Annotated in this window: 10 protein-coding genes; 8 read left to right on the top strand and 2 right to left on the bottom strand. The window is 35.6% G+C overall.

What is annotated here, in order from left to right; genetic code table 11:
• Position 1 precedes the first annotated feature (1 nt).
• Positions 2 to 763, top strand: coding sequence for an SDR family NAD(P)-dependent oxidoreductase (locus Q4500_RS12355; protein WP_303599962.1), 762 nt, complete (start codon positions 2 to 4; stop codon positions 761 to 763).
• A 112-nt stretch (positions 764 to 875) separates the two neighbouring features.
• Complete coding sequence (gene upp, locus Q4500_RS12350) at positions 876 to 1,529, top strand: uracil phosphoribosyltransferase (RefSeq protein WP_303599961.1); 654 nt, start codon at positions 876 to 878, stop codon at positions 1,527 to 1,529.
• Here the strand turns inward: upp and Q4500_RS12345 are convergent, their stop codons facing one another.
• On the bottom strand, positions 1,530 to 4,037 hold the full coding sequence (locus Q4500_RS12345; RefSeq protein ID WP_303599960.1) for a cation-translocating P-type ATPase: 2,508 nt from the start codon (positions 4,035 to 4,037) through the stop codon (positions 1,530 to 1,532).
• 146 nt (positions 4,038 to 4,183) lie between these two features.
• On the opposite strand from Q4500_RS12345, the gene Q4500_RS12340 reads away from it, so the two are divergent.
• On the top strand, positions 4,184 to 4,942 hold the full coding sequence (locus tag Q4500_RS12340) for an RNA polymerase sigma factor (RefSeq protein ID WP_303599959.1): 759 nt from the start codon (positions 4,184 to 4,186) through the stop codon (positions 4,940 to 4,942).
• Positions 4,943 to 5,048: 106 nt separating this feature from the next.
• On the opposite strand, the gene Q4500_RS12335 is transcribed toward Q4500_RS12340, so the two are convergent.
• The gene (locus Q4500_RS12335; RefSeq protein WP_303599958.1) at positions 5,049 to 5,513 is read right to left on the bottom strand and encodes a pyridoxamine 5'-phosphate oxidase family protein; all 465 of its coding nucleotides are present in this window, start codon (positions 5,511 to 5,513) and stop codon (positions 5,049 to 5,051) included.
• Between the two features lie 194 nt (positions 5,514 to 5,707).
• Between Q4500_RS12335 and Q4500_RS12330 the strand changes: the two genes are divergently transcribed.
• From Q4500_RS12330 to Q4500_RS12310, 5 genes are all read left to right on the top strand, one after another.
• Entirely contained in the window at positions 5,708 to 7,855 is a 2,148-nt protein-coding gene (locus Q4500_RS12330) for a VIT domain-containing protein (protein WP_303599957.1), read from the top strand.
• A 235-nt stretch (positions 7,856 to 8,090) separates the two neighbouring features.
• On the top strand, positions 8,091 to 8,654 hold the full coding sequence (locus Q4500_RS12325; protein ID WP_303599956.1) for a hypothetical protein: 564 nt from the start codon (positions 8,091 to 8,093) through the stop codon (positions 8,652 to 8,654).
• 21 nt (positions 8,655 to 8,675) lie between these two features.
• Positions 8,676 to 9,569 (top strand): SH3 domain-containing protein, encoded by an 894-nt coding sequence (locus Q4500_RS12320; RefSeq protein WP_303599955.1) that lies wholly within the window; start codon positions 8,676 to 8,678, stop codon positions 9,567 to 9,569.
• A gap of 9 nt (positions 9,570 to 9,578) precedes the next feature.
• Positions 9,579 to 10,610, top strand: a complete 1,032-nt coding sequence (locus Q4500_RS12315; RefSeq protein WP_303599954.1) for a hypothetical protein — start codon at positions 9,579 to 9,581, stop codon at positions 10,608 to 10,610.
• Positions 10,611 to 10,702: 92 nt separating this feature from the next.
• The gene (locus Q4500_RS12310) at positions 10,703 to 13,684 is read left to right on the top strand and encodes a two-component regulator propeller domain-containing protein (protein WP_303599953.1); all 2,982 of its coding nucleotides are present in this window, start codon (positions 10,703 to 10,705) and stop codon (positions 13,682 to 13,684) included.
• Positions 13,685 to 13,686: the final 2 nt, after the last annotated feature.

Here is a 13,686-nt window from a genome sequence, read left to right as displayed (position 1 = left end):
GATGAATAGATTAAAAGATAAAGTAGCCGTTATTACAGGTGGCACAGGTGGTATTGGTTTGGCAACTGCCAATTTATTTTTAGAACAAGGAGCTAAAGTTGTTTTGGTAGATATTAATGCAGCTGCTATTGAAGAATCTCGAGCTAAATTTAATAACAAAAACGTTTCCTTTTTTCAAGCAGATGTTTCTAAAAAAGAGGACACTTTGAAATTCCTGAGCCATGCCTTGGCCACTTTTGGCAAAATAGATATTTTCTTTGCCAATGCCGGTATTGAAGGCACACCAACTTCGATAGCAGAATATCCAGAAGAGATGTTCGATAAAGTAATTGCTGTAAACTTAAAAGGGGTTTGGTTGGGTTGCCAATATATAATTCCTAAAATGGAACAGGGTGGCAGTGTCATTATAACATCTTCAGTTGCCGGTTTAAAAGGGTTTACAGGTTTAGGCGCCTATTGTGCTACAAAACATGCTGTTGTAGGTATAATGAGGGTTGCAGCTAATGAAAATGCTAGTAGAAAAATACGTGTCAATACCATACACCCTGGTCCGGTTGATAATGATATGATGCGTAGAATAGAAAGCGGTATGGCTCCCGATAATCCAGATGCTGTAAAAGACGGATTTACGGCGACAGTACCTTTCGGGCGTTACGCTACTTCAAAAGAGATTGGAGAATATGCCTTGTTTTTGGCTTCTGATGACAGTAAATATATTACCGGATGTACACATCCAATTGATGGAGGTATGTTAAGTGCATAAGCACTAATAGAATGAAATTGAAAATAGTGAAACTTGAATATATAAATGGTAACATTGATATATTCAAGTTTTTTATTTTAAAACAGTACCTTACAATTAAAATATAGCATTCATGGTCATTCATAATTTAGGCGACGAAAATTCAATACTAAATACTTTCATTTCAGAGATAAGAGATTCGCACATTCAGAAAGATGCAATGCGTTTTCGAAGAAATATAGAAAGAATAGGAGAGGTGCTAGGTTACGAGGTAAGTAAAGAATTAGAGTACCATATTAAAAATGTTACTACTCCGCTTGGTCATAAATCCATGAATTTAAGTCAAGATCAAGTAGTTATATGTTCTATTTTAAGAGCAGGTTTACCATTACACCAAGGACTTTTAAATTATTTTGATAACGCTGAAAACGGATTCATATCTGCATTTAGAAAACATGAAGGCGATGAAGATAATTTTGAAGTGATTGTGGACTATTTTGCGGCACCATCTTTAGAAGGTAAAGTACTTGTACTTACAGACCCAATGTTGGCTACAGGTAGAACTTTAGAAAATGTATTGGAAGGTTTAAAAAAACATGGCACTCCTAAACAAATTCATATTGTCTCTGTTATAGGTTCGCAGCAAGGCATTGAATTTATCGAGAACATTTTTCCGCAAAATACTCATTTGTGGATTGCGGCAGTTGATCCAGAACTGAATGCTCGCGGTTATATTTTGCCAGGTATAGGCGATGCTGGAGATTTAGCATATGGAGAAAAACTATAATTATACATTTTTCTTAGCGCGTTTTATCCATTTTACAAGTTCGAACCAAAGTACAGAAACAGCACCTACAATTATTGTTGTGCCTAGTTGAGACATAGATAATTTTTCAAATTCAAAAAAGCGGGTCAATGCAGGTACATATAACATAGCTAGTGTAAGTATGATGGTAAGACCTATAATTAGCGGAACCAAATTATTCTTGTATTTCAAGGTCGTGAATATGGAATAATAAAAAGATCGGTTCACCAAAGTCAAAAAGATATTAGCTACGATCAAGACCATAAATACCATGGTTCTAGTAGTATTCTCAGAGAACCCAACAACTACGGTATATTGATAAATAACTAATGCACCTATAGTTATAGCTAAGCCCTGTAAAACACTTGTAAATAGTTCTTTATAGTTAAAAAAAGTAGTTGAAAAAGGTCTCGGTTTTTTAAACATGAGGTTCTTCTCTAATGGTTCGTTTTCAAAAATTATAGAGCAGGTTGGTCCCATAATCAATTCTAAGATAATGACATGAGATGGTGAGAATATATTCGGATAGATCCACCGTAACGCCAAGGGTATAAATACGGTAAGGATGATTGGTATGTGTATAGAAATGATATACTGAATAGCCTTTTTCAAGTTGGTGTATATTTTTCTACCCATGGCAACGGCATCAACCATTCTAGATAGGTCATCATCAACCAATATAAGAGATGCTGCTTGTTTGGCAATTTCAGTACCTTTTTTACCCATGGCAATACCAATATGTGAAGCCTTTAAAGCTGGACCGTCATTTACACCGTCGCCAGTCATTGCTACCACCTCATTGTTTTTCTTTAATGCATTTACAATTCTCAATTTCGCATCGGGGAACATTCTAGAGAATACGTTGATGTGCTTTACTTTTTCTTGTAATTCGGCATCTGTTAGTTGCATTAACTCATCGCCAGAAATACATTTTTCATATCCTTTAAAATTGATTTGTTTGGCGATTGCCATAGCGGTATTCGCATTATCACCTGTAACCAGTTTCACTTGTATGCCCGCACTATCAAAGTCCTTCAGTACTTGTGAGATGTTTTCTTTTGGTGGATCATAGAAAGCGATAATTCCCTTAAAATCAAATTTAAAATCTTGTTGTTCTTTCGGGTAATTTTCTCCTTCAAATATCGCCATACCCACGGCAAGCATTCTATACCCATCTTTACCTAATTCGGTAAGTGTTCTTTGTATAATTTCAATTTCAGAAGTAGTAAGATTAGCTACTGCTATAATAGCTTCAGGCGCACCTTTAGCGGCAATAATCTGGTTGCCCTCTTTATTCTGAAAAACATGGGTCATCATTGGCGGTTTACCACCTAAGGGGTATTCATGAACCATTTTATAATTGGTGCGCTCATCGTTATCTGTTGAACTACCGTATGCATTATGTATAGCAATTTCCATTGGGTCAAATGGTATTGGTTCACTTGCCCACATAGAAGTTGTGATAAGTTCTTTTTCATTGACGCCTAATATATCTTTAGTATTAACTATGGTACCGGTCTTTAATGTGAACAGTTTGGCTAAAGCCATTTTGTTTTGGGTGATAGTGCCGGTTTTATCAGTGCAAATAACAGTTGCACTACCTAAGGTTTCAACGGTCTTCATCTGTTTTACGACGATACCCATTTTCATTAATCGCCACGCACCTAACGCCATAAAAGTGGTAAATGCAACAGGAATTTCTTCGGGTAAAATACTCATAGCTAAGGTCAATGCCTTTAGTAAACTGTCGAGTACAATACCAGAACGCAGGTAATTTATTCCCCAAACGAGTAGAAATATAACGCCGCCCCAGATGGACATTAATTTTACGAAGTTGAAAATCTTCAGTTCCAAAGGTGTTTTTTCTTCGGTGATGTCTTCAAGGCTTTTGCCTATTTTTCCCAGTTTGGTTGAGTTGCCAATTGCGGTAATTTGGGCAATTGCCAATCCGCTAGCAACGGTACTTCCTGTAAAAATTAAATTATCTGTACTTGTGGCGTCCTTATATACAGAAAGTGATTCGCCGGTTAATATGGATTCATTTACAGAAAAATCATTTGAGTGAACTATAACGCCATCCGCAGAAATGGTAGTACCTTCTTCAACCATAAGAAAATCACCAACAACAATATCTTGGCTATCAATTTCTACAACGGCACCATTACGTATGACCTTGCTTTTTGGGTGGGTAAGGTTTTCGAGATTTTCTAGAGCCTTTCTACTTCTAGAATCTTGATATAGCGATATGGAGCCAACAAGAACAATGGCAGAAGCCAAAAAAACGCCATCACCATAATTACCGGTTATAAAATATATAGATGAAGCTATGAGTAACAATATAACCATGGGCTCTTTAGCAATACTTTTTAAGGCATTTAAAAAGCTATTTTCTTTCTTATAATTAAAAGAATTTAAGCCATGTTCCTTTTTAGAAGCATCAACCTGTTGGTCTGTGAGTCCGGTAATTCCAAAGTCGGTAGGATTGATCATACTATTGTTTTTCGGTATTAATTTGTAAAAGGCATATCAAGTACTAAATTATCTGAAATCTTTAGGCAACTCACTGACATTTATCATATGATTTACGCCTATAAGATTGCAATTTTATAGTGTAATAATCTTAAAAGTAAACTATTATGGAAACTGCCATGAACGATATAAGAATAATAATGAAAGAAACATACTCTCAGCTGGTTACGTTTAAGCGTAAAGAGAATAGAGAATCTTTTAATAAAGAACTATTAAAGGTACTCCCTCAAATTTACCGATACGTTTCTAAAAGATTGAATAGTGCCGTGGCAAACGGCAAGCTGAATAAAGGTATGTTTAACCCGAGCGATTTTACCGATCAACTATTTATAGAGGTATATGATAATATCGATGATATAAAAAGTGAAAATGAATTGCATGTTTTTCTATTTAAAAAAGTAGATGAGTTATTAGAAGATAGTTTAGTAGAAGAGGAGTTTGATCATGTCTTTTTTGATAATATAGATACCTATTCTAAGCCAGAATGGGATGCTATGGAAGAAAATTATACACAAGACGCCGATGGTGATTTTTTACTTTTAGATGAGATGGATGATAAGTCTTTAGATAAAAGCAACTATTCTCTTAACCACGTCTTTATAACGGAGGAAGAAAAGAAATTGGCAGATAAGCTAGATGCTACATTAGATAAAGAACGTATCTATAACCATATGCAACTGGTGTTAGATAAAATGAATTTACCCATGAGAACGGTATTTGAACTTTTTACGAATGAAGGTTTAACTACTGAAGAAATAGCAGACATTCGTAAAACAACACTAGATCAGGTTGAAGAGTTGTTGGCTTCGGCAAGGCAACTACTTAAGAACAGTTTTGAGAAACGATTTCTTATAGATAGCAATTAGAATTGAAAAAAGCTCTCATTTAAATGAGAGCTTTTTTTTTACATTATAAATAATAATAACCACTGGACAATAACAAGTTAGGCATTGAATTAAAAAAGTTAAATCTCTATTGTTTATCGGTTACTCTTAGTTTTCCCTTCAGTTCGTTGATGTTGATCCTAAAAATGATAGGAGCATCTTCGGTATCAATTTTCGCAGAGAATTCACTTATACATTTTGGGTGTTCTCCGTAATTAGTTGCGATCACTTTTTTAACTCCCTCAGAAAATTCATGTAGCATATGTTTTGCATCTATACGAGAAAGTTCCTCAAAAGTACCTTGCAATAGAACAGATTTCCAGTCTGCAATGGAGGTTATTTCATCTATCGACAAACATACAGCCGTATTTTTCCTCATTTCCTGAATTTTATGACCTTCAGAAGAATAGCTTGTGATAGTGTTAGTTTCAGGATCGTAGAAATAGGTAATGGGTACAATATGTGGAGATCCGCCAGAAATATAAGCCAGTCTACCAATGTAGTTCTGTGTCAATAATGTTTTGCATTCCTGTTGATTTAAATTTCTTCTCATGACCTATTGTTGTTTGTTGATGCGATAAAAGTATAAATCATTGAATTAGTGATACATGATATTCGTCAGTAGTTGAATAACTATAGTGGACTACGAATTCTAGTTCATACCCAACGAATACTAAAAGGTACCCATTTTACGAGTAGTTCGCAGTTAGATTTGACTTCAAATAATAATAATCTAAAACTACGATCATGAAACTACTTTACACCTTTTTACTGTGTTGCACCATCTTCACAGGCTTTTCTCAAGATAATGACAGTCCGTATTTATTGGTATCTACAGAAGATGCGGTTATTCCTTTAAAATCTTCAAAAACAGAAGTTGAAATATCTGGTACTATTGCTCATGTTAGGGTAACACAGGTATATCAAAATAAGGGAGCAGGGGCAGTAGAAGCAAAATATGTATTTCCGCTTTCTACACAAGCAGCGGTTCATAAAATGCAGATGACTATTGGCAATAAAATTGTCAATGCCAAAATATTTGAAAAGCAAGAAGCCCAAAAAGTATATGAAACCGCTTTGAGTGAAGGCAAGCGGGCAGCGAAGTTAGACCAAGACAGACCCAATGTGTTTAAAATGAATGTGGGTAATATTATGCCTGGCGATGAAATTACCATAGATATTTATTACACAGAAATATTAGTGCCTGTAAATGGGGAATATCAATTTGTAGCACCAGGTGTTGTGGGTCCAAGGTTCACTGGTGAGAGCACTGAAAATGAAGAGAGCTTTAATATGCCATACACGACAAAGGGTATTGCAGATAGTTTTGATTTTGATATGACGGTAACCTTGAATGCGGGTATGATCATTCAGAATATTAATAGCACTAGTCATAAAGTAACCGTAAAGCATCCTGATGCGAAAACAGCCGAAGTCTTTTTATCCGAAGAGAATACAAATCCGTCGAACAGAGATTTTATATTGAATTATAACTTACGAGGAAACCAAATACAAACGGGGTTATTGATGTATGAAGGGGAAGAAGAGAACTTCTTTACCTATCAAATGGAGCCAAGTAAAAATGTGGAATTAGATGATATTCCGTCACGTGAGTACTTGTTTATTGTAGACGTATCAGGTTCTATGAACGGATACCCTTTAGAAGTATCAAGACAATTAATGCGAAACCTACTTTGCAATTTACGAATGAGCGACACCTTCAATGTTCAGTTATTCGCTTCTAGTTCAACTGTTTTTAGCCCCACACCGGTAGAATCGACCGAACAGAATATTGAAGCAGCCATTCGTTTTTTATCAGAAGGTCAAGGCGGTGGTGGCACCCAATTATTAAGTGCATTACACGAGGCATATAAATTACCAAGAAAAGATATGGGTAGTGCCCGTTCTATGGTCATTATCACTGACGGCTACGTAAGTGTAGAAAAAGAAGCTTTTGAGCTGATCAGCTCAAATTTGGATAAAGCCAATGTATTCACCTTCGGTATAGGATCTAGCGTGAATAGATATTTAATAGAGGGTATGGCTAAAGTGTCGAACAGCAAATCATTTATTGCAACTACATCTGAAGAAGCGGAAGAAGTTGCCAAAGATTTTGCTAAATACATTTCTACACCATTATTAACCCGAGTAAAAATTGAATCAAAAGGCTTTGATATGTATGACCTTGCCCAAAAGAGCATACCAGATGTATTTGCTGCGAGACCAGTTATTGTTCATGGTAAATATAGAGGCAAGGCTGAGGGTAAAATTATTGTAACCGGCTATCAAGGTAAAAAGCGATTTAGAGAAGTGTATAATGTATCTGACGGACAATTAAGTAAGCAAAACAAAGCATTACGTTACTTATGGGCAAGAAAGAAAATAGGGGAGTTAGATGATTACAGCAACTTATTTAATGAAGACGTAAAAGCAGAAGTAATTGAATTGGGATTGAAATACAACCTACTTACCAACTACACTTCTTTTGTAGCGGTAGATGAAGCCATAGTAAATGAAGATGGCACATTGACCAAAGTGAAGCAACCGTTGCCAATGCCTAATAATGTAAATAATTCAGCCGTTGGTGCAGAAGCTGAGGTAAAAGAGAGTAGCAAATTTAAGCGCACATTTACCATAGATTTTGAAAACGAAATAGAGAAGAATGTAAAAAGACAATTGACGATGGAGTTCAAAGTAATGTATACCAAACTAATAACCGAGTACTTAAAAAAGTATGAAAGCTTGCGCATAAAATTCAATGCAGAAGGCAAGGTTATACGTGTGGAGAAACTAGAAAATGGTAGCTGGACGATGGATAAAACCATACAGTTAGAATTGGAGAAAATCAGTTTACAATCCGTTAAAAAAGAAATCACATTAACATTGAAAAAATAGGTAGTTAGTTTTTGTTAGTTGGTTCTCCTTATGGAGAAGAAGACCTGTAAGATGTGTAACATTTTGCAGGTTTTTCTTTTACTATAATTCCAAGTTAGCACAGATAGTATCTGAATAAATACGGGTATTTCAACGAATTCTAGATGAGGTGCTACGAATACTAGAACACCCTCATAAAAGCCCTGTCTCTGCTGTAATTTAGTAGTGTAGAAAGAAAACAACTAAAAATAACAATATGAAAAATTTAATCCTATTCGCCTTTTTATTCAGCATTTGTATCACCAATGCACAGGAGTTTCTATTAACGGATACCTACGATATCACGAATCAAAGAAGTAGTGGTCAAGAAGACGAAGACACTTGGTTGGTAGACGTAATCGAATCAAACAATCCAGAGCGTCTTGTGGCAACATTGTCAATTGCCGATTTCGGTTTATTAGATGAAATACGCATTTCGGTTTTAAGTAATCCGGATTTAGAAGATATCAAGGAAATTTTAAAAGTAACACTAGAATATAACGCTTGCTGTTCAAGCACAGAAGAGTACTATTATTTGGTAAGTAATGACAATGATTTTATCGCGCTGCCAAGTATAAAGAATGAGTATGCCTACGAACCTATTTTAGACATACACTACATTTTTCCTAGCCAATTATTCGGCAAAGAAGGAACCATACTAAGAGCAGTATTAGAATACACAGAAACAGCTACTATTAAAGACATTAAAGTACTTAGAAGCATCGCCTGGAACGACGATGATTTTGATACTGAAGACGCTATAACAGCAATTAATTATTAATAACCCTTAAAATTTAGAATTATGAAAAATTTAAAGAAAAGTGCCTTATTCCTATGCTTATTTGCATTTGTAAACATGTTCGCCCAAAGTGTAGAACAAGTAGAATTTGAAGTGATGGATAAAGATATTCCTGCAGAAGAACTAACGTATGAGTATTTATTGGCCCACAAAGTATTCCTTCGTGAAAAGCCATCTGTTAGAAGTAAAAAAGTTACACTTCTAGATATTGGAACTAAAATGGTACTGTGGGAAAAAAGCATGTACTCTAAGGAGATAGATGGCATCAATAGCCACTGGTACCGAGTAACAACAGGCAATGAAACCGGATGGGTTTGGGGAGGTATGATCGCTCAAAAATCTTTTGGGAGTATTGCAGACAACCAAGTGAAGTTTGTGTATGGGTATGAAAGTAGTGCCAAAAACGAATCTGGAGTTACAGAAACAGAATTCCAGTTACGTGCCTTTAAAAACGGACAACAATTAGACAAAATGGTGTTGGATAGTCTTGCTGCCATTCCGGTTCATATTGAAAATCACGGTAGTTTAGGTCTGTTTAATGTAGAAGATGTGATTACAGTAGATTTAGCTGATAAAGACACAGGTTACCAAGTAGGTAAAAGCTACCTGTTTTGGAATAATGGTAGATTCAAGAAAGTGGCGGATTTAATAGATTATGCAGACACCAATTACTTAAAGACCGAGTCTTTTGTTTTTCCGTCGGATATGCAAGGTGTTAAGAGTACTATTTTACTGAAAACGACTATAACAAAAAACATCAAAACACTTGATGATGCATTGGCTCAAAACAACGTTGAATTCATTACCACAAAGTATGTGTGGAACGGCTCTAAGTTGACTAATAAAGAACAAGTTCGTGAGGTTAAGGATGATGCTGTAGTTAGTATAGACTTTTAAAAAATAATTATGAATAAGTGTTTAATTATAGTATTGGTTAGTATGCTAATGCTAGGTAGTAAGAAGCCGTTTTCGCAACAGTCGGAGGCGGCACTTGCTTCACCTACCAAAAAAGAAATGGTACAAGAAGCTATTGTTTTTATTGCTGGTTTTGATGAAGGTGATAACACCTATTATAGCAATGCCAAGCAGTATTTTGAAAAGCAAGGAATGCCAATTGTAGATAGTTTGTATGCTATTGATGAGATTTTAAGTTATCTAAATAGTGTAGGAGAAAATCAAGTGCGTTTTAAAGAAATACACATTGTAAGCCATAGCAATGCCTGGTTGGGCATGTCTTTAAAGACTACAAAAACAGGAGAGCGAATTACTGTTTCCACTTTACAAAATGCAATACAAGATTATAGTATAGAAACGATTTGTGAGAACATTGCTAGTAGTTCTAAAATCATATTTCATTCGTGCGGATTAGGGGAAAATCAACCCTTACTTCAAGAATTGAAAAATACGTTTAAAGCAGATCAAGTAGTGGCGTCCTCATATTTTAATGTATTCGGCGGTAAATATGCAGATCACTATTTGGCAAAACCCTACTACGCGTATTACCCAACAGCAGAATCTAAAGGACCTGCGCATCTTGCAAAGGAGTTTAAACAAGCATATCCTGATGTAGCTATCGATTGGTTTAAAGCGTTAAAGACGAGGCAAGAGTCTTCATTTGGTAAAGCCTATAGTTTCAAGTTTAATATTCCGGTAGATTGGGAGTTTACTTTTGATGCTGTTACCGATATTCCTAATTTAGAAGACAAAGAGGCAATTATGGATTGGATTTCAGAATCTCCAGAAATGGCTGAGGTACTATTTAAATTGAACATTCCGATAGAAAAATTCCGTTGGAGAAGTAATGTACAAGGAAATAAACTAATAATAAAAGGAAAAACAACCGTACTCTGCGTATTGGCACCTATTTTGCAGCCTAATGATACCACTGAGTACCAAAACACAAACATACAAGACCCTTTATTATATCAAATATTATAAGCATAACAACGTTAGATAATTACTTAAAATAGAACACATATTTGAATCTGCTTAGAACATACGTCTTATCGGTATTTTGTTTTTTTGGAACAATGTATGTAGCTGCGCAAAATAGCCAGCTACGAGCATATACCATTGCAGATGGTTTACCACAGTCTCAAGTATATGATATTATACAAGATGAAATGGGTTATCTGTGGATGGCAACCCAAGGTGGCGGATTGGCAAATTTTGATGGAAATGCATTTGAGGTATGGAATGAAAGTGACGGATTACTTTCAAATTATATTGATGCCTTATATACCACAAATGACTCGCTTTTTGTGGGAACCAGAAAAGGACTTTCTATAAAAGTAAAGAACAACTTCGTAAATTTTAATTCCCCACAAATACTTGAATTCTACAATGCTGAAAATGTACTGTATGTAGGTACTAAAAAGGGACTCTATAGCTATTCTAAAAATAAAGAATTAAGTAAGATTACTATTAATCCTGAAATAGATTCTAGCGAAATTAATTTCATTCTTTTTGATGGAGATTACTATTGGTTAGCAACTAATAATGGCTTATGGAAACTTAATGAATTAAGAGATTCTGCAACAGAAAAAATAAAATTAGAAGTCAATAATTTTAAGTCCGTTATTGCACATCAAAACAAAATTCTTGCGGCTACTTTTGATGATGGTGTATTTATCATCGATCAAGATAATAACGATGACCGGTTTCTAATGCCAGAACCATCACGTATTAACTCCATGTCAATTCAAAATACAGATGAGTTATGGGTAGCGACTGACAATGATGGAATTACTATTGTAGAAACGAATAAATTTGCAGAGGTCAAGCAATTGAATACAGCTAGTGGTTTAGCAACTCCGCATATTAGAAAAGTAGTAAAAGATGATAATGGCAATTTGTGGATTGCTACATCCGGTGGCGGATTTTACAAGTACTTTCAGAATAACTTTAAGCACTATAATCAAAGATCAGGTCTAAAGGGAAATCGGGTTTATGCGGTGCATAATACAGCAGACGGATTGTGGTTTTCCACATCAGAAGCTGGTTTAGCAAAAATAGATTCCACAGGAATTCAATCATTACCAAGTAAGGGTACATTTTTCGATGTCAAAATCAAGACAATCGATAGCGATGCAAAAGGCAATATTTGGGCAGGATCAGACAATAGAGGGCTTTTATTTCGAGAAACTAAAATGGTGGACAGTTTGGTGTTCTCTTCAAGCGAAACCTTTTTAATACAGATAGATACCGTTTCCGTTGAAAGAACCACCAATCATATCATTGATGAGAGCAAAGGCTTTCCTTCAGATTGGGTGCGTACCGTAATTGCCGAAGATGATTATATCTGGGCAGCTACGTATGCCCATGGTATTGTTAAATTCAATTACTATTCAGATAATGACAGCCTAGTGGTTAGAAAAACCTTTTCTAAGCGCAATGGTATTACCGATATGCTGATAAAAGGCATGGTAAAAGCCCGAGATGGTAAGTTGTGGTACGCTACACAAAATGGTCATTTAGGGTATATAGAAAATAACAAGGTGACCAGTATTGAAACCGGTTTAGAACAACAAACCGCAGTTAATACCATTTTGTTTCATGATGGTACTATTTTCTTAGGTACATCGGGTAAGGGTATTTGGTATGCGAACAGCACAAACCTTGTAAATTTTCAGCAATTAAAAGGAAACAAGAATTTATCTTCTAATAACATCTATCAGCTCATTTTCGATGACCAAGGGTACATGTGGGCAGGTTCCGAAAGGGGAGTGGATAAGATAGAATTGAACACCGATAATGAAATTGTAGACGTCTATCACTTTGGTAGAAATGACGGATTTCTAGGAATAGAAACCTGCTTAAATGCCGTAGATAAAGATGACTCTGGAAATCTATGGTTTGGTGCCATTTACGGATTGACCAAACATGTGCCTAGTGAAAGCAAAAAGGCGTCGTTAGCACCAACAGTTTATTTTACGGCAGTAGAGGAGCGGTATAAGAATATTGATTCCTTAATTTTAAAAGACTGGACAAATAGTAACAAAGTACTACAACTAACTCCAGAGCAGACGCAATTAGGTTTTTCGTTCAGAACGGTAGATGTGGATCACCCAAATGAAATTGAGTACAGAACAAAACTAGATGATACAGAATGGAGTCCGTGGGTAAAAGAGAACAAGCAAAATTTTGCGGGTCTGGCTTATGGGTCTCATACTTTTCAAGTGCAATCTAGAAATTACAGATGGCAAGAAAGTGATCCTATCAAATTCAGCTTTTTTATCGATAGTCCGCTGTACAAAAAAGATTGGTTTCAATGGTCGGTCTTGGCATTGGCAATTGTTGTATTGTTAGGTATTGGGTGGTTTTACATTCGTAAGATAAAAGCAAAGAACAAAGCGGAGCAAGAACGATTGAAAACACAGAATTACCTGCTAACCTTAGAGCAGAAAGCATTGCAATTACAAATGAATCCGCATTTTATATTCAATGTTTTAAATGGGATAAAAGCGATGGCAGGCAACAAGCCAGAAAAGATGGATACCACCATTAATAGCTTTGCCATATTATTGAGAGAAACACTACAGAATTCGAGGAAAGAACATATAAGTTTAGACCAAGAAATTAAGGCGTTGCGGCATTATGTAGAAGTAGAGCAATTAATGGCACAGAAACCTTTTGAGTATACCATTGATGTTCAAACCAACCCTGATGCCGAAGAGATATTGATTCCGCCAATGTTAATTCAGCCATTTGTAGAAAATGCCATTAGACATGGTATTTTAAAAGGCAATAAACCCGGTAAGCTTGAGATAGGTTTTAGTACTAGCGAGACCCATTTACAATGTAGTATTATTGATAACGGATTAGGTATTTTTAAATCGCAAAGCGAAAAGCCAAAAACAGACCATCAATCTATGGCATTGACCGTTACCAAAGAAAGACTAGAATCAATTGTAGGTACCAATACCCTGCATATCAGTGAAATTAAAAATGAAGACGGTAATATTGATGGTACCAAGATTACCTTTAAAATACCTTTACTAACAGATTATTAAAG

The organism is Maribacter sp. 1_MG-2023, from assembly GCF_030547005.1.
Lineage (GTDB): Bacteria > Bacteroidota > Bacteroidia > Flavobacteriales > Flavobacteriaceae > Maribacter.
Note: the sequence above shows the minus strand (reverse complement) of the source record. Positions and strands in the feature narration are given on the sequence as shown.